Raw genomic sequence first — 16,208 nt, forward strand, 5'->3', positions numbered from 1 at the left:
AGCGGCACGGTTGCATTTCCGTGCCGCCCGGCCCCATCGGCGGCCCCGGCCCCGACCTGAGGTTAGTTTTCGGTTGCGATCCGCACCGGCACTTGCATCTCGGTGACCCACTTCTCGAACTCGCCCGGCGGGCAGTCCAGGTACACCTCGACCGCGAAACCGCGGCCGACCGGGCGGTAGCCGTTGTCGTCGATCCAGTTGGCCAGCTTCTGCCCGGTGCGGAACGCCTCCGACATCGGGCCGTGGTGCACTGCCGTCGCCGCCTGCTCGACCGGCGGCACGACGACCGCCTCGAAACCGGCGTCGGCCGGCACCACGGCGTCGCCGATCGGGAACGCGGCGTGCACGCCGATCGTCTCGTCGCCCGGGCCGGTCGGCGCCTCGGAGTAGTAGGCGATCGGCGCCCCCGTCATCGGCACGTTGTGCTTCTCCATGAGCTCCATCAGCCGCGGGTAGAGCGGGCTGAGGTTCTCGGTGATCGACGTGGGGTCGTCGTAGCTGGTCGCCGTGGCGGAAAGCATGGCGACCCGGGTGGCCGGAATGCTCTTGAGGACGACATCTCCCGTGTCCATGTGTCCCTCGCTCTCGATCATCCGGAGGCGCGCGTCGACCTGGGCCAGGCGTGCCGTGTCCTGCACCATCCGCGCCGCCAGCTCGGCCCGCCGGAGCCGCAGCATGCCGCGCAGCTCCTGCGTGTCGACCTTCTCGTCGATCAGCGTCTGCACCTGCTGCAGGGTGAAGCCGAGATCCTTGAGGGCGGTCACGCGGTTGAGCAGACGCAGCTGAGCAGCCGTGTAGGACCGGTATCCGCTGTGCGGATCGACCTGGGCCGGACGCAACAGCCCGATGGCGTCGTAGTGGCGCAGCATGCGCACCGACACCCGGCCGAGGCCCGCGAACTCTCCGATACTGAACATGGTCCCCTCACTTTCGGGCCTGACACGGTGTGAGGGTCAACCACCGCCGGCTACGGGTTGGCGCCCTCCACGGGCGGGTCGACCGGCGGCGTGGTCGTGACCGGCGGGGTGGTGACGGGCGGCGTCGTGACGGGCGGGGTCGTCGGCCGGGTCGTCGGCGGGGTGGTCGTCGGCACCGTGGTCGGCGGCGTCGTGGTGGGCGCCGTCGTCGGGGGCGTGGTCGACGGTGTGGCGCTCGGCGTGCGGGTGCGGCCCGGCGCGTTGCCGCGCGGCACCGAGTGGCTGGTCGGCGCCAGGCTCGGCGTCTCGGAGACCTCGGAGCTCGGGGCCTCGTCGCTGGCCGGGCCGGCCGAGGAGCCGGGCAACGGGTTGTTGACCTGCTTCTTGTCGTCGTCGTCGCCGTTGGTCAGGGCGATCGCGAACGCCAGCCCGCCCGCCAGGACGAGCAGCGCGATCACGGCGACCAGCAGCGCCGTCTGGCTGCGGGGCGGGCGCTTGGCGCCCAGCGAGGTCGAGGTGAGCGACCCCGGCGCGGCCGGCGGGAGCTTCGGCGGCAGGTCGCGGGGGAGTGGCACGGCCCGGGTCGGCGCGGCCGGGCTGAGCGGGGCGACCATGCTGGTGCCGGTCATCCTCTTCCAGTCGAGCGGCCCGGCCGCGGCGAAGGCGGCCTCGGCGAATTCCTCGCCGCTCTGGAAGCGGTCGCCCGGCTGCTTGGCCATGGCCCGCTCGATCAGCTGCCGCACCTCGAGCGGCACGTGCTCGGGCAGCGGCTCGGGCTCGTCCTCCAGGTGGCGCAGGGCCACCTGCAGCGCGTTGTCGCCGTCGAAGGGCGGGTGCCCGGCGATGCAGTGGTAGGCCACCGCGCCGAGCGCGTAGATGTCGGTGGCCGCGCTCACGTTGCCCTTGGCCACCTGCTCGGGCGCCATGTAGAGGGCGGTGCCGACGATCGCGTTGACCGCCGTGACGCTGGTGACCGCGGCCGAGCGGGCCACCCCGAAATCGACCAGCACGACCGTGCCGTTGGGCTTGACGATCAGGTTGCCCGGCTTGACGTCGCGGTGGACCGTGCCGGCCTGGTGGGCGGCGTGCAGCGCGTCGGCCGCCTGCCCCACGATCGACATGACCTCGGCCACCGGCATCGGGCCCTGCTTGACCCGGGTCGAGAGCGGCTCGCCCTCGACGTAGGCCATCACCAGGTAGGCCATGCCGTCGTCGCCGCCGGACTCGTCGGCGCTCGCGTAGTCGTAGACCTCGACGACGCCGGGGTGACGGAAGGCCGCCATCATGCGGGCCTCGCCGTAGAAGCGGGCCGCGAACTCGGGGTCGGCCATCATGTTCGAGCGCAGCACCTTGACGGCGATGACCCGGCCCAGCACGACATCGGTGCCGCGCCAGACGTCACCCATCCCGCCTGTGGCGATGCGCTCGTCCAACCGGTATCGGTTGCCCAGCAGGTGTCCGGCAGCAAGCACCAACGGACCTTATCTAATCGGGTGGCGAACCACAGCGGAGCGACGGCGAAACTGTAACCGGCCCTCGCCTTCCACGGGGGGTCGGCAGGGTGCGTCTCGCCGGGTCAGGACGCCGTGGCCGGCGCGGCCGATCCAGCCGGACGGTTCGACGGGCGCCGGACGGCCGCAGCCGCCCGGCGCCGGACGTCAGTTGTCGTACGTGGGCGTGACCACGACCGCGGTCTCGGCCAGCTCGCGTTCCTCCTGCTCGGCCTGCCGCTCGAGGGCGGCCCGGGCCGAGGTGGCCGCGGCCCAGCCGATCGCCGCGCCGAGCAGCCCGACCCCGATGATCAGCCCCCACGGCGTCGCCGGCTTGCGCCCGGCCAGGGCGGCCGCGGCGGCGTTGGCCCGGGCCCACGCCAGGTCGGCCTTGCCGCTCGCCTGCCCGGCCAGCTTCTGGCTCTTGCCGGCCAGCTTGTGACTCTGGTCACTGGCCTTGCCGGCCAATTTGGCGGCTTTGTCGCTCGTGTCCTTCGCGGTGTCGGTTGCCGCCGTCATGGCAGCCGTCAGGTATTCCCAGGCCTGTGTGGCCGTTCGTTCCGTCTTGCTCTTCGTGGAGAACATTCCTCTTCCCTCCCGGCTCGCTCGTGATTAACCCTGCCCTGGTGCGCCGTTCAGCAAACGTGTCCGGTGTGGACGCCATCACGTTTCGGAAACAAGTTGCCACCCACCGGTACTCTTGACCCGGTTCACACAAGGCACTCAGGTGCCTGACAGGTTCGGGTCCTAACCTTTCGGTCAGTTTCACCGAACCTTCCGGGGGTAGTTCGATCAACCCCCGGGCGTGGGGACGGCTGGGCGGGATGGGCTCGTCCAGGTGGTCGCACGCGCGAGGAACGACGCCCGGAGGTCCCGGGCGGGTGGAGGGAATTGGCGTGACGCTGTCGATAATGACGTCGACGCTTGCCGACGACGTGGTGGAGGTCTCGCCCAGCGGCGAGATCGACGTCGAGAACGCGTACGAGATCCGCGAGGCTGTGGCGACGCAGCTGGGGGCCGGGAAGCTCGTCCGCATCGAGCTCAACTTGCAGAACGTGACCTTCATCGACTCGGTGGGCATCAGCGCGCTCGTTGCCGCGTTCCAGCTCGCCCAGGTCAGTGAGGTCAAACTGATCGTCACCCGGCCCAGCCGCTTCGCGCACCGCCAGCTGTGGGTGACCGGGTTGCTCGGCCTGTTCGGCAACCCGCAGCCCTACGGTGAGGCCGGCGCGGCCCAGCCGGCGGTCTCCGGCGCCTGAGCCTGATCAACGACGAAGCGGCCGGGTCGACGACCCGGCCGCTTTCGTTTGCCCGGCGCTCTACTGCAGCGCCGAGGCGTGCAGCGGGACAGCCTCCAGGTTGATCTTCACTTCGGTCATCTCGTGCGGCGGCCGGATGGGCGTAACCACGGCGAAGTGCTCGGCCAGGGCGGCCAGATCGGTGTCCGGCTGCAGCGTGTCGTCGGCGGCCTGCACGGCCGTACGCACGAAGCCCTCGCCCGCCTCGGCGATGCTCACCTGCACCTGGCCGAACTGGGCCAGCGACGCCCGCCGCAGCCCGCGGATGCCGTCCAGATGCAGGTCGGGCACGTTCAGGTTGAAGATCGTGCCGGCCGGGGTGTGGGTCAGGGTGGGGATCAGGCGCACGGCCAGCTCGGCCGCGCTGCCCCAGTGCCGCTTCTCGTCCTCCTCGTGGTCGAGCGCGGCCAGCGCGGCGCCCCCGCTGCGGGCCGAGGAGGCCCGGGGCGACAGCACGTCGAGCGAGACGGCCAGGCCGTGCAGACCCGCGTACGAGCCGGTGAGCGTGGCCCCGACCGTGCCGGAGTGCACGACCGCGGCGCCCGCGTTGGCGCCCCGGTTGATGCCCGAGAAGATCATCTCGGGCGGCTCCCCGAACGCCTCCCGCAGGGCCAGCAGCACGATGTAGGCCGGGGAGGCGGCCACCGCGTAGGCCGGGATGTGCTTGGCGTGGGGCAGCTCACGCTTGTGCAGGATGATCTTGCCGTGTTCCTCGACCGCGGTCATCGCGGCACTGCTGCCGCTGGCCTCGGTGATGGGCGCGGCGACCACGACGTCGTGACCTTCCCGGGCCGCCGCCCGCGCCAGCCAGCGCAGGCCGGGCGCGTCGATGCCGTCGTCGTTGGTGACCAGGATTCTTGTCATCGCGCCTTCTTGATCGGGGTGGGCTCGGTCCGCTCGGTGAGCGTCATCGCGCCTTCCTGGGCGGGGTGGGCTCGGTCCGCTCGGTGAGCGTCATCGCGCCTTCTTGATCGGGGTGAGCTTGACCCGCTCGGTGAGCACCGAGACGGCGTCCATGTGGCCGGTGCCGAGCCCGTGCCGGGTGACGTTGAGCGCCCCGGCGGCCGCCCCGGTCCGCACCGCCTGGGTCATCTCGCCGCCCTTGGCCAGCACGGCGGCGACACCGGCGGTCATCGAGTCGCCGGCCCCGCGGTGGTCGGCGATGGTCAGCTTGGGGATGGCGACCCGGTAGATCTGCTCGTTGAACAGGGCCAGCGCGCCCGCGTCGGCCCGGGACAGCAGGGCCATCTCGGCCCCGTTCTCGTGCAGGTTGATCAGGGCCTCGGTCAGCGTCTTCTCGGACTCGTCCTTGATGACCCCGTCGCGCAGCAGCTCCTCGTGGCTGACCTTGACCACGTCGAGCCCGGCCTCGAGCACCGCCTTGAGGTGGTCGCCGGACAGATCGGCGATCACCCGGCAGCCGTGCGCCCGCAGGTCGTGGGCGAGGCGGCCGTAGACCTCGGGCCGGATCACCGAGGGGTGGGCCGGGCCGCTCAGGATCGCGTTGCCGGCCCGCAGCCCCTCGGCCAGCGCCAGGTTGTAGAGCTCGTCCAGCTCGTGCCGGGTGAACGGCGCGCCCGGCTGCTCCGCGAGCTCCACGCGGGCGCCGTTGCGCCGGTCGTGCACGTACCATCCGCTGCCGCTCTCGCGCGGGATGGTGCGCAGCTGGACGCCTTTGAAGTCGAGCAGCGGCTTGAGCACGCGGCCCACCTCGCCGCCGACCGCCGTGCACAGGGTCACCTCGGCGCCGAGCGAGGTGACCATTCGTGCCTGCCAGATGCCCTGACCGCCCGGATGGACGTGCAGTTCCGGCTGGTTGTGTTGCTGTTCGATGGTCACCGTGAGTTGAGGTGCCGGCGCGAAGACCATCACCCGAGCGTCGCCCATAAGGGCATTGTTGCCGCAGAAGCCCCCTTCACGGGCCGATTACCGCAAAAGCGGTCAGGCCTCGAAGCCCTCACTGGTCAGCTCGATCACCGCGCCGGTCAGCTCGGGGTGGGTGCGCAGCAGATCCTCCAGGCGTACCCGCCACTTGCCGGCCTCGACGTCGGACGCGTACCGGTCGCCGCCGGTCTCGACCAGCGCGGTCAGCAGCCGCTGCCGGGTGTCGGCGAAGTGGCCGTACATCTCACTGCCGAGCCGGCTGAGCACCCGGGTGGCGAAGCTCTCGGAGTGCGGGCTGCCCGCGGCGAGAACGAACGCGCGAGCCGCGTCGAACGCGACCCTCGGTTGATGGATGACGGTGGTCATGCTGGTGTCCTCCCGTGATGGCATGGTCACCAAGCGTAGAGAGGAAGCCGAGCCCCGGACGGAAGTCGGCACACGCGGTGACCGTTGTGATCATCGTGCACCCTGAGGTGTGATGATCGCCATAGTTGCCGGGCGTCTTACCAGCCGGCGGGAGAACACCGCCCGGCCGCCGCCACCGGCTCGACCTGCAGGGTGGCGTGATCGATGTGGAAGTCGTCGTGCAGCGCCTCGCGCGCGGTGGCCAGCACGTCGCCCAGCTCCGCCTTGGGCTCGAGGCTCAGGTGGGCCGAGGCCACGTCCATGCCCGAGGTCAACGTCCACACGTGCAGGTCGTGGACGTCGCAGACACCGGGCACGGCGGCCAGCCGGGCCCGGACACGGGTGATGTCGAGGTGTTCCGGTGCGGCCTGCACGAGAATGCGGACCGCCGAGCGGCCCAGGGCGAACGTGCGCGGCAGGATCATCAGCGCCACGATCACGGCCACGATCGGGTCCGCGTACTGCCAGCCGGTGAGCCCGATGATCGCGGCCGCCACGATGACGCCGACCGAGCCCAGCAGGTCGCCCACCACCTCGAGGTAGGCGCCGCGCACGTTGATGCTCTCCTTCGCCCCGCTGCGCAGCAGCGCGAACGCGATCAGATTGATGATCAGACCGCCCACGGCCACCACCAACATCGACCCCGCGGGCACGTCGGGCGGGTCGGTGAACCGGCGGAGCGCCTGCACCACGACGAAGCCCGCCACCCCGGTCAGCAGCGCGGCGTTGGCCAGCGCGGCCAGCACCTCGAGCCGGTAGAGGCCGAACGTGCGCTGCGAGTCGGTGGCGGCGCGGCCGGCCGCGGTGATGGCGGCCAGGGCCATGGCGATGCCGAGCACGTCGGTGAACATGTGGCCGGCGTCCGAGAGCAGGGCCAGCGAGCCGGTTGCGAAGGCGGCCACCGCCTCGACCGCCATGAAGCCGGCCAGCAGGCCGGCAGCCCACCAGAGCCGCTTGCGGTGCTTCGCACCCGCCCGCAGCGCCTGGCCCCCGTGGTCGTGCCCGGCTCCCATGACTCAACCTTCCGTCGCGGCTCGTCGCCTCGGCCAATGTATGCAGACATCGCTATGTGTGCAAGTTGAACTCGATTGTCATGAGCGGGGTATGGACTCAGTGACAGCCAAGTTCCGCCTGGAAAGGGATTCCGTGTCCAGACGCACTCTCGCGATTGTCATCTCCACGGTGCTCGCCGTGGTAGCCGGAGCGGCCCCGGCCGCCGCCCATTCCTCCCACCGGTGGCCCAGCACGCTGGCGCTGCCGGCCGGGTTCCAGCCCGAAGGCATCGCCATCGGCCAGAAGCCGTACGCGTACTTCGGCTCCCGGGTCGACGGCGACATCTACCGAGCCGACCTGCGTACGGGGAAGGGGTCGGTCTTCAGCCAAGGCCCCGGCGCCGGGAACCCGTCGCTCGGCCTCAAGATCGACGGCCACCGGCTCTTCGTGGCCGGGGGCAGCGCCGGCAGCGCCCGCGTGGTCGACCTGCGCAGCGGCAAGATCCTCAAGTCGTACACGCTCAAGACCCCGGGCAGCACCGCCTGGTTCATCAACGACGTCGTGCTCACCCGCGACGCCGCCTGGTTCACCGACTCGGCCAACCCGGTGCTGTGGAAGGTGCCGCTGAGCCTGCGGTCCAAGCCGGTGGCCGTCCCGCTGACCGGCGACATCAAGTACGCCGAGGGCAACAACGCCAACGGCATTTCCCGTACGCCGGACGGGCGCGCCCTGATCGTCGTGCAGTCCAACCTCGGCAAGCTCTTCCGCGTCGGCTACAACGGCAAGAGCAAAGAGATCAAGCTGAACGGCGCCGAGACCGTCGTCAACGGGGACGGGCTGTGGCTGCGCGGGCGCACGCTCTACGTGGTGCAGAACCGGCTCAACGTGATCGCCAAGGTCGCCCTCGACAAGCACGCCACGAAGGGCAAGGTCGTTTCCCGTACGGGCAACGCGTCCTTCGACGTGCCGACCACCATCGCCGAGTACGGCAGGAAGTTCTATCTGCCCAACGCCCGGTTCACCACCCCGGCCGAGCCGACCACGACGTACAACGCCGTGGCCGTGCCCATCCCGTAGTTCCTAAGGCCGCCAGTCCGGATCGGTGCCCAGCGTGGTCAGGCGCTGGGTGGCCCTGGACAGGGCGACGTAGAGGGTGCGAATGCCGGCCGGATCCTTCGTGAGGGAGCCCGGCTCGACCAGCACCACCGCGTCGTACTCCATGCCCTTGGCCTCCAGCGCCGTGACCACCTGCACCCTTTCCGGCAGGCCGGCCACCCACTGCGCCATCTCGTCGCGCCGCGGCACCGGCGTGATCACGCCGATCGTCCCGTCGACGTCGGCCAGCTGCTTCTCGGCGATTTCCCGTACGAGGTCAGGCAGCCGGCCGGCGTCGGTGACCAGGTCGACCGGCTCCACGCCGGTGCTGCGGACCGCGCTCGGCAGCGGCAGATCAGGCATGATCACCCGGATCACCGAGGCGGCCACCGCGAAGATCTCCGACGAGTTGCGGTAGTTGGTGGTCAGCGCGTAGCTGTTGCGCTTGCGCGAGCCCAGCGCCTTGTCGCGGGAGCGGTCGAGCTCGTCCGGGTCGCCCGCCCACGCCGTCTGGGCCGGGTCGCCGACGATCGTCCACGACGCGTACGTGCCGCGGCGCCCGATCATCCGCCACTGCATCGGCGAGACGTCCTGCGACTCGTCCACCACGACGTGCGCGTACTCGCGGTAGTCCTCGTCGCGCTGCACCTGCTGGGCGCGGGCGGCCGCCTGCCGTTCGTTGGCCGTGCTCAGCTCCTGGATGCCGTCGCGTACATGGAAAGGGTTCTTGGTCTTGCGCTGGGGCTTGCGGGGGCGGCCCATCAGCTCGTCCAGCTCGTCCAGCAGCGCCACGTCGGCGATCGTCGGGCCCTGGGCGTCGAGCGCGTCGAACGAGCCTTGCAGGCGGGCGATCTCTTCCTTCGAGAGCAGACCGTGCGCGTACGACCGCAGGCGACCCGGAACGGTCAGCCACCGCAGCACCCGCATCGGCGTGAAGCGGGGCCACCACGCCTTGAGGAAGTCGCGGAAGTCGGGGCGGTCGGCCAGCTCGGCCTCGAAGTCCGGCTTCTCGGGCAGGCCGGTCACCTTCTGCTGCCGGGCCTGCGCCCACAGCGCGTCGAAGACCCGGTCGAAGCCGGCGCCGCGCACCTCGTTGCGGCGGGCGCCGCGCGGCAGGGCCGAGCGGCGGATGCGCTCCAGCTCTTTCGCGTCCAGCCGCAGCAGCGTGCCCCGGTAGAGCAGGCGCAGCTCGGTCGGCCCGTCGGGGACGGCGTCGTGCGAGGCGCGCTCGAGCACCCGGCGCATGCGCAGCGAACCCTTGATCGCGGCGACGTCGCTCGGGTCGACCCGGGTGGCGTCGTAGCCCGGCACGAGCGTGCCCAGCGAGCGCAGGGTGGCCGTGTCCTCGCCCAGCGACGGCAGCACGGTGGCGATGTAGTCGACGAAGACGCCGGACGGGCCGACCACCAGGATGCCGCCGCCGGCGAACCGGTTGCGGTCGGAATAGAGCAGGTAGGCCGCGCGGTGCAGGGCCACCGCGGTCTTGCCGGTGCCCGGGCCGCCGGTCACGATCGTGACCCCGGACGCGGGGGAGCGGATCGCCTCGTCCTGCTCGCGCTGGATGGTGGCCACGATGTCGCGCATGCCGCGCCCGGTGGCCTTGGACAGGCTGGCCAGCAGTGCCCCGTCGCCGACCACGCGCATGCCCTCGGGCGCGGCGTCCGGGTCGAGCAGGTCGTCCTCGATGCCGGTGACCCGCTCGCCGCTCGACTGGATCATCCGGCGGCGGACCACGCCCAGCGGATCGGCCGGGGTGGCCCGGTAGAAGGCGGCGGCGGCCGGCGCGCGCCAGTCGACGACCAGGGGCTGTGAGCTGTCGTCGCGGATGCCCATGCGGCCGACGTAGTGGGTGGCCCCGGTGTTCAGGTCGAGGCGGCCGAAGACCAGGCCCTCGTACTCGGTGTCGAGGGCGTGCCGGCGGCGGGCGGCGTGGAAGACCATCGCGTCCCGCTCCACCAGCGCGCCGAAGGTGCCCACCCCGGCCAGCTGATAGCCCTCCTTCTCGGCCCGCGAGGCGTTGCGGCGAAGCTCGGCGAGCCGGGCGTAGACGAGGTCGACGTGCTTCTGCTCGACCGCGATCTCCTGTTGAAGAACGGTGGCGTCGCTCAAGGCGGTGAATCTCTCTTTCCGGCCCCCGGTGCACGCGTTCGGGCAGCGTGCTCGCAAAAAAGGGAGCACTCGAACTTACTCCTCCGAGGGCACTCGCGTCTCACCCGGCCTTGACATCGGCGTGGTTCTGCCAATACTTAAGCAGGTGCTTAACCATCAGTCCTCGCTCGACCTGGCGTTCGCGGCCCTGGCCGACGGCAGCCGCCGCACCATGGTCGACCGTCTGAGCCGCGGCCCCGCCACGGTGAAACAGCTGGCCGAGCCGCTGGTGATGTCGCTGCCGGCGGTCCTGCAGCACCTGCGCGTCCTGGAAGAGAGCGGTCTGGTGCGCACGCAGAAGACCGGCCGGGTCCGCACGTGCTACCTGGAGCCGGCGGTGCTGAACGCCGCCGAGCAGTGGATAGCCGACCGCCGCGCCGGCTGGTTGAGCCGCCTCGACCGCCTCGACTCGTTCCTCGCCGAAGAAGGAGATCAGCCATGACCGCCCGTTCCGCCCAGCACGACACGTTCACCATCTCGCGCCACTACGCCGCCACCCCCGCGCGGGTGTTCCAAGCGTTCGCCGACCCTTCGGCGAAGGCCAAGTGGTTCGGCTCGCCCGACCCCGCCGCCCGCAAGGAGGACGTGAGCTTCGACTTCCGTGAGGGCGGCCGCGAAACCACGACGACCATCGCGCCCGACGGCACCCGGTACGGCTTCGCCGCCACCTACACCGACATCGTCCCGGTCGAGCGGCTGGTCTACACCTACGAGATGTCCCTGAACGGCGCCCGCATCTCGGTCTCGGTGGTCACGGTCGAGTTCCGCCCCGCCGCCGGCGGCACCGACTTCAGCATTACCGAACAGGGCGTCTACCTCGACGGCCTGGACAACGCCGACCAGCGCCGCGGCGGCACAGAGCTCCTGATGGACGCGCTCGGCAAGTCGCTCACCGACTGAAGATCATCCGCCGTCTCGAGCCCGCCCTCCCAGGGGGCTCCCCCGCTGGTCATTATCGGGGAGAGGTGCAAGATCGCGTCGCTGGCCTGTGGACAACCAGCGGGTGTGGACAGCCGCTGGACGGCCGGTGAATCTGCTAGGCCGCCTTTTTCAGCTGCGTGGCTGCGCGGCGCTTGGCGCGGGGGCGGCGGGCCGGGGTGGCGCGGTCGACGATCGCTGTGAGGGCGGCCGAGACCTCGGTGGGGCGTTCCAGCGGCAGCATGTGGCCGGCGCCGGGCAGGACGGTCAGGTCGGCGAAGGGCAGGGCCTGGGCGATGGACTTCGCGCACGGTGGCGGGGTCAGGCGGTCGCGTTCGCCGACCAGCACCGCGGCCGGGACGTCGGCCAGCTCGGCCAGCGTCTCCAGGCGCTGCTGGGTGCCGACCGAGGGGCGGAAGCCGCCGATCGAGCGCAGCGGCGCCCGCCCGAACGAGCGCAGGGCCAGCTCGAGAGCGTCGTCGTCGTACTCGTCGCCGAAGAGCAGCCAGCGGACGGCCGGGCGCAGGGCGGGCAGCAGCGCCTTGTGCGGGCACCACGGGCCGGAGCGGGCCAGCAGGCCGGCGCCGACGGTCTCGCCGGCGCGTAGGAGGGCAGCCAGGCGGGACGGCAGGCCGTACTGGGTGTGGGTGTGCCCCTCGGCGGTGGTCGACACGAACAGCAGGCCGGCCACCCGCTCGGCGAACGCGGCCCGGTGGGCGTGCGCGTACTCCATGATCGTCATGCCGCCGAGGGAGTGGCCGCCCAGGACGACCGGGCCGGTGGGGGCGTAGCGGCTCAGCACCTCGGCCAGGTCGTCGCCGAGCCGGTTCAGGGTGGCCCCGGCCAGGTGGGTGGCGCCGGAACGGCCGTGCCCGCGGGCGTCATAGGTGATCACGCGAGGGCGCCGGACGCCGAGCACCCGCAGGGCGGCGACCTGGTTCTGCCACGTACGCCTGTCCTGGCACCAGCCGTGCAGGAGCACCACGGTGACCGGGGCGTAGGCGGGACCGTGCACGTCGACGTGCAACCGGACGCCGTCGGAGAGGGTCAACTCCGGCATGGGCACCTCCGAGATCCGCACGACCCCGTTCCGTACCCACGGGTAACTATCATCACTCGCGATCCGGCCAAAAGCCATCGGAAGATTCTTCGCACCGGGCCCGATAGGGCCGAAAGTCCCGTGCGGAACGTGAGTTGGCTCGCACTCGCTGTTCATGCGCCCGAAGTGGGCGAGAATTACTCGTATGACCACCGACCCGTCGGCGGGGCCCGCCGTTGCGATCACGAATGCCGAAGAGGCCCTGGCCGAGCTGCTCGCAGGCAACAAGCGGTTCGTGAGCGGCCGCCCCGAGCACGGGCACCGGGTGTCGGCCGCGGCCGCCGCCTCGGGCCGCCAGCAGCCGCACGCGGTCGTTCTCGGCTGCATCGACTCGCGGGTTCCGCTCGAGGCGATCTTTGATCAGACCTTCGGGTCGATCTGCGTGGTGCGCTCCGGCGCCCACGTGGTCGACCGGGCGGTGCTGGGGTCGGTCGGCTTCGCGGTGACCGAGCTCGGCGTCCCGCTGATCATGGTGCTGGGACACAAGCGCTGCGGCGCGGTCGCCTCAACGGTGGCCGCTCTGCGAGCGGGGGAGATCCCGGCCGGCGACATCGGTTATCTGGTCGACGAGATCGCCCCGGCCGTTCGTGGCGTGGGCGTCGACGACCCCGAGGCTCCCGAGAAGGCGATGCGCGCTCACGTGGGCCGCACGGTCCGCCGGCTGAACGCGGTCGACGTGGTGGCCGACGCGGTGGCGTCGGGGCGGGTGGCCGCGGTGGGCGCGGTCTACGACCTCGACACGGGCCTGGTCGAGCTGTTGCCCTGATCGCCCGTTAAGTCCGCCGATGATCTCGGTGGAACGATCTTCACCATCTGAAAGCACGAGAAAGACGCTCCCGGCCATCGGCTGGGAGCGCCTTTTGTCGTACGAAGGAACTCAGCCCTCGAAGACGCCGGCCTCAGCCAGGCGCTTCTCGGTGGCGCCCCAGCCGTGCTGCGGGTTCGCCTCGTCCAGGGCGGTCAGCTCGGCCCGGATCTTGGCGCCGTGGCCGGCCGCGGCGAGGACGCGGATCTCCTCGACGAAGGCGTCCGAGTCGGTCTTGAGGTGCGCCGTCTTGCCGTTGGTCAGGTTGCGCACGTAGGCGAAACGGCCGTTGGCGAGCGGGATCACGTACTTGTACTCACCGAGCACGCTGAGAGCGCCGCCAGATCCCTGGCCGGCGCGGACTGATGCGCGGGCGGTCTTTGAGGTGTTGCTCGCCACGGCGGGACTCCTTGATGAAACGCAGAAAAAAGGCCTTGGCAACTCTACACGATGCCCGCGGGACCGTGCCGTCCGAGCAGGTTGAAGCGTTGGTCAGGGTGTGCCACTACGGCCGATCCGATGTCGATGTTGCCGATTCTCTGGCGCACCATCAGTACCAACCGGCATCATGGGACACGATCAACCGCGGTCGAGGTCGTAGGGGAAGACGCACCTCGGTCTCCGGGAGGTCACCGTGCCAACGTGTGGCGTCGTATACGTCCACTCGACTCCACTCGCCGTGTGCCAGCACGTCGAGTGGGCGATCGCGCGCGTACTGACCGCGCCGGTCACCCTGCACTGGACGGCGCAGCCGGTCGATCCCGGCATGCGGCGCGCCGAGTGCAGCTGGACCGGTCGGGCCGGTACTGGCGCCGAGCTGGCTGCTGCCCTCCGGCAGTGGCCCATGATCCGTTTCGAGGTGACCGAGGAACCGAGTCCGGGTGTTGACGGCGAGCGTTTCATGCACGTCCCCGGTCGCGGCCTCTTTCACGGGATCATGGGCGCGTCGGGCGACATCCAGATCGGCGAGGACAGGCTGCGCGCGATCATGGCCTCCGCGCGAGCGCCGGAGGCCCTTTCGCATGCCCTCGACAAGGCCCTGGGCACCGCCTGGGACGCCGAACTGGAGCCGTACCGGTACGCCGGCGACGGCGCCCCGGTCACGCTGCTGACCCGGGTCGGCTGACCACCCGCCCAACCATGATCCACTTCCGCGGCCGCATGCCGGGTCCGCCACGCCGCGACGACCTGGCCCGCGCCCCGGACGCGGGCCAGGAGGGTGAGGCCGGGCGCGGGATCCGCGTGCGGGCTCGGGGGTGAGCACGGGGCGTGGGATCCGCGTGTGGGCCTCGGGGGTGGGCAATTCGGGCCCCCGGGGTGCCTGGGTGGCCCGTTGCTGATTCGATGGCGGGCGTGATGAAACGGGCGGGTGTGCGGAAGTCGGCGGCTGTGCGGGCGGCGCTGGTCGTACCGCTGCTGCTGACTGCAGCGGCGTGCGGGTCGGATGACGAGCCGGAACCCGCGGCGAGTTCGGCGGCCGCGCCGGTGCCCTCCTTCGCTGCCTCGTCGGCCGCCCCGAGCCCGACCGGTGACCCGGCGGCGCGGGCGGCGGCCGCCGTGGCCACGATGAGCGACACCGACCTGGCCGGGCAGGTTCTCATGCCGTACGCCTACGGCAGTTCCGCCACGGCCGTCGACAAGGGCTCGGCGGCCGGCAATCAGGGCCTGGCCGGGGTGAACACGCCGGCCGAGATGATCGCCAAGTTCCATCTGGGCGGCCTGATCCTGGTCGGCTTCACGGCCAAGGACCCGACCGGCGCCACCAACCCCACCACCAACGTCGAGAACCCGAGGCAGGTCCGCGAGCTGACCGACGGGCTGCAGGCGGCGGCCCGGCAACTGCCCGGCGGCGCCCCGCTGATGATCGGCACCGACCAGGAGTACGGCGTCGTCACCCGGGTCACCGAGGGCGTGACCATGCTGCCGTCCGCGATGGGGGCCGGCGCGGCCGGGCAGCCGAAGCTGACCGAGGGCGCGTGGAAGGCGGCCGGGGCCGAACTGGCCGCCATGGGCATCACCGTCGACTTCGCCCCGGTCGCCGACACGCTCGGGCCGCCGGCCAACACGGTGATCGGCTCGCGCGCGTTCGGCGCCGACCCCAAGGCCAACGCCCAGCAGGTCGCGGCGGCCGTGAGCGGGCTGCAGAGCGCGGGTGTGGCGGCCGGCCTCAAGCACTTCCCGGGCCACGGGCACACGAGCGGCGACAGCCACGAGAGCCTGCCGGTGGTGTCGCAGAGCATGGCCGCCTGGACCGCTCAGGATCTGCCGCCGTTCCAGTCCGGTGTGGGCGCCGGGGCCGGCGTGGTGATGTCCGGCCACCTGGACGTCCAGGCGCTCGACAAGGGTGTCCCGGCTACCTTCTCGAAGAAGATCATGACCGACGTGCTCCGCGGCAAGCTCAAGTTCCGCGGAGTAGCCGTGACCGACGCGATGAACATGCCGCCCGCGATGAAGTGGCCCCCCGGCGAGGCCGCCGTGCGCGCCCTCAACGCCGGCAACGACATGCTGCTCATGCCGCCCAACATCGGCGCTGCCCGCGACGGCATCCTGGCCGCTCTGAAGGGCGGCACGCTCAAGAAGGAGCGCCTGGTCGAGGCGGTCACCCGCATCCTCACGCTGAAGTTCCGCACGGCCGCCAAGACGCCGCCTGCGCTCAGCGTGGTCGCCTCGCCCGAGCACGAGAAGGCGGTCGGCGCCCTCGACGCGGCCTCGATCACCGTGCTCAAGGGCCCGTGCTCCGGCGCGCTGCTGACCGGCCCGGTCACGGTCACCTCGTCCGGCGGGCGCGAGGTGGCGCGGGTCAACCTGGTCCGCGCGCTTCAGGCCCAGGGCTTCAAGGTCCAGGCCGCCGGCGGCACGAAGATCCATCTGGTCGGGTACGGCGACAAGAGCACCGACCTCGACCCGGCGGCCCGGGTGACGGTCGTGATGGACACCCCGTACCTGCTGGCCTCGGCCAGGACGCCGGTGCTGATGGCCACGTACTCGTCGAGCAAGCTCTCGCTGACCGCCCTGGCCGCCGTCCTGGCCGGCAAGGCCAAGGCCCCCGGCAAGTCCCCGGTGGCCGTCCCCGGCCTGCCCCGCACCGCCTGCTGAAACGAGAAGACTCGCACCGACCGGGGAACGAGACGTCTTGTTCCGCGCGGCGCCTGCAAA

Annotated in this window: 17 protein-coding genes; 7 read left to right on the top strand and 10 right to left on the bottom strand. The window is 71.3% G+C overall.

Going from position 1 to position 16,208, the window contains the following annotated elements; genetic code table 11:
* Positions 1–62: 62 nt before the first annotated feature.
* The 3 genes from OWR29_RS28385 to OWR29_RS28395 form a co-directional block, all read right to left on the bottom strand.
* Entirely contained in the window at positions 63–917 is an 855-nt protein-coding gene (locus OWR29_RS28385) for a MerR family transcriptional regulator (RefSeq protein WP_267566320.1), read from the bottom strand.
* A gap of 50 nt (positions 918–967) precedes the next feature.
* Positions 968–2,389, bottom strand: a complete 1,422-nt coding sequence (locus OWR29_RS28390; RefSeq protein ID WP_267566321.1) for a serine/threonine-protein kinase — start codon at positions 2,387–2,389, stop codon at positions 968–970.
* Positions 2,390–2,575: 186 nt separating this feature from the next.
* Positions 2,576–2,992, bottom strand: a complete 417-nt coding sequence (locus OWR29_RS28395) for a hypothetical protein (RefSeq protein ID WP_267566322.1) — start codon at positions 2,990–2,992, stop codon at positions 2,576–2,578.
* A gap of 311 nt (positions 2,993–3,303) precedes the next feature.
* Between OWR29_RS28395 and OWR29_RS28400 the strand changes: the two genes are divergently transcribed.
* Positions 3,304–3,666 carry an STAS domain-containing protein gene (locus OWR29_RS28400; protein WP_267566323.1) on the top strand — a complete coding sequence of 121 codons (363 nt, stop codon included), beginning with the start codon at positions 3,304–3,306 and terminating at the stop codon, positions 3,664–3,666.
* A 60-nt stretch (positions 3,667–3,726) separates the two neighbouring features.
* Here OWR29_RS28400 and surE read toward each other — a convergent pair whose 3' ends face one another.
* The 4 genes from surE to OWR29_RS28420 all read right to left on the bottom strand — a co-directional run bounded on the left by surE (position 3,727) and on the right by OWR29_RS28420 (position 7,007).
* Complete coding sequence (gene surE / locus OWR29_RS28405; RefSeq protein WP_267566324.1) at positions 3,727–4,569, bottom strand: 5'/3'-nucleotidase SurE; 843 nt, start codon at positions 4,567–4,569, stop codon at positions 3,727–3,729.
* A 90-nt stretch (positions 4,570–4,659) separates the two neighbouring features.
* Complete coding sequence (locus tag OWR29_RS28410; RefSeq protein WP_267566325.1) at positions 4,660–5,592, bottom strand: 1-phosphofructokinase family hexose kinase; 933 nt, start codon at positions 5,590–5,592, stop codon at positions 4,660–4,662.
* 54 nt (positions 5,593–5,646) lie between these two features.
* The gene (locus tag OWR29_RS28415) at positions 5,647–5,979 is read right to left on the bottom strand and encodes a hypothetical protein (RefSeq protein WP_267566326.1); all 333 of its coding nucleotides are present in this window, start codon (positions 5,977–5,979) and stop codon (positions 5,647–5,649) included.
* A gap of 113 nt (positions 5,980–6,092) precedes the next feature.
* Positions 6,093–7,007 (bottom strand): cation diffusion facilitator family transporter, encoded by a 915-nt coding sequence (locus OWR29_RS28420; RefSeq protein WP_267566327.1) that lies wholly within the window; start codon positions 7,005–7,007, stop codon positions 6,093–6,095.
* A gap of 133 nt (positions 7,008–7,140) precedes the next feature.
* Between OWR29_RS28420 and OWR29_RS28425 the strand changes: the two genes are divergently transcribed.
* A complete protein-coding gene (locus tag OWR29_RS28425) occupies positions 7,141–8,064 on the top strand; it encodes an SMP-30/gluconolactonase/LRE family protein (RefSeq protein WP_267566328.1) in 924 nt (307 codons plus the stop codon).
* Positions 8,065–8,067: 3 nt separating this feature from the next.
* Here the strand turns inward: OWR29_RS28425 and OWR29_RS28430 are convergent, their stop codons facing one another.
* Positions 8,068–10,191 carry a HelD family protein gene (locus OWR29_RS28430; protein WP_267566329.1) on the bottom strand — a complete coding sequence of 708 codons (2,124 nt, stop codon included), beginning with the start codon at positions 10,189–10,191 and terminating at the stop codon, positions 8,068–8,070.
* 145 nt (positions 10,192–10,336) lie between these two features.
* On the opposite strand from OWR29_RS28430, the gene OWR29_RS28435 reads away from it, so the two are divergent.
* Entirely contained in the window at positions 10,337–10,672 is a 336-nt protein-coding gene (locus OWR29_RS28435; protein ID WP_267566330.1) for an ArsR/SmtB family transcription factor, read from the top strand.
* Positions 10,669–11,130 (top strand): SRPBCC family protein, encoded by a 462-nt coding sequence (locus OWR29_RS28440; RefSeq protein ID WP_267566331.1) that lies wholly within the window; start codon positions 10,669–10,671, stop codon positions 11,128–11,130. The genes OWR29_RS28435 and OWR29_RS28440 overlap by 4 nt, the downstream gene beginning before the upstream one ends.
* 136 nt (positions 11,131–11,266) lie before the next feature.
* On the opposite strand, the gene OWR29_RS28445 is transcribed toward OWR29_RS28440, so the two are convergent.
* Positions 11,267–12,208 carry an alpha/beta fold hydrolase gene (locus tag OWR29_RS28445; protein ID WP_267566332.1) on the bottom strand — a complete coding sequence of 314 codons (942 nt, stop codon included), beginning with the start codon at positions 12,206–12,208 and terminating at the stop codon, positions 11,267–11,269.
* A gap of 184 nt (positions 12,209–12,392) precedes the next feature.
* On the opposite strand from OWR29_RS28445, the gene OWR29_RS28450 reads away from it, so the two are divergent.
* Positions 12,393–13,013, top strand: coding sequence for a carbonic anhydrase (locus OWR29_RS28450; protein ID WP_267566333.1), 621 nt, complete (start codon positions 12,393–12,395; stop codon positions 13,011–13,013).
* 111 nt (positions 13,014–13,124) lie between these two features.
* Here the strand turns inward: OWR29_RS28450 and OWR29_RS28455 are convergent, their stop codons facing one another.
* Positions 13,125–13,451, bottom strand: coding sequence for a hypothetical protein (locus OWR29_RS28455; protein WP_267566334.1), 327 nt, complete (start codon positions 13,449–13,451; stop codon positions 13,125–13,127).
* A gap of 235 nt (positions 13,452–13,686) precedes the next feature.
* Here OWR29_RS28455 and OWR29_RS28460 point away from each other — a divergent pair, with 235 nt between their 5' ends.
* Positions 13,687–14,178, top strand: a complete 492-nt coding sequence (locus tag OWR29_RS28460; protein WP_267566335.1) for a DUF3145 domain-containing protein — start codon at positions 13,687–13,689, stop codon at positions 14,176–14,178.
* 230 nt (positions 14,179–14,408) lie between these two features.
* Entirely contained in the window at positions 14,409–16,148 is a 1,740-nt protein-coding gene (locus OWR29_RS28465; protein ID WP_267566495.1) for a glycoside hydrolase family 3 protein, read from the top strand.
* Positions 16,149–16,208: the final 60 nt, after the last annotated feature.

The sequence above is a fragment of the Paractinoplanes pyxinae genome, from assembly GCF_026626335.1.
Lineage (GTDB): Bacteria > Actinomycetota > Actinomycetes > Mycobacteriales > Micromonosporaceae > Actinoplanes > Actinoplanes pyxinae.

Excerpts from the sequence above, each read along its gene's own strand:
- OWR29_RS28385 (WP_267566320.1), bottom strand. The coding sequence starts at position 917 with ATGTTCAGTATCGGAGAGTTCGCGGGCCTCGGCCGGGTGTCGGTGCGC.
- OWR29_RS28395 (WP_267566322.1), bottom strand. The coding sequence starts at position 2,992 with ATGTTCTCCACGAAGAGCAAGACGGAACGAACGGCCACACAGGCCTGG.
- surE (WP_267566324.1), bottom strand. The coding sequence starts at position 4,569 with ATGACAAGAATCCTGGTCACCAACGACGACGGCATCGACGCGCCCGGC.
- OWR29_RS28410 (WP_267566325.1), bottom strand. The coding sequence starts at position 5,592 with ATGGGCGACGCTCGGGTGATGGTCTTCGCGCCGGCACCTCAACTCACG.
- OWR29_RS28415 (WP_267566326.1), bottom strand. The coding sequence starts at position 5,979 with ATGCCATCACGGGAGGACACCAGCATGACCACCGTCATCCATCAACCG.
- OWR29_RS28420 (WP_267566327.1), bottom strand. The coding sequence starts at position 7,007 with ATGGGAGCCGGGCACGACCACGGGGGCCAGGCGCTGCGGGCGGGTGCG.
- OWR29_RS28440 (WP_267566331.1), top strand. The coding sequence starts at position 10,669 with ATGACCGCCCGTTCCGCCCAGCACGACACGTTCACCATCTCGCGCCAC.
- OWR29_RS28445 (WP_267566332.1), bottom strand. The coding sequence starts at position 12,208 with ATGCCGGAGTTGACCCTCTCCGACGGCGTCCGGTTGCACGTCGACGTG.
- OWR29_RS28450 (WP_267566333.1), top strand. The coding sequence starts at position 12,393 with ATGACCACCGACCCGTCGGCGGGGCCCGCCGTTGCGATCACGAATGCC.
- OWR29_RS28465 (WP_267566495.1), top strand. The coding sequence starts at position 14,409 with ATGAAACGGGCGGGTGTGCGGAAGTCGGCGGCTGTGCGGGCGGCGCTG.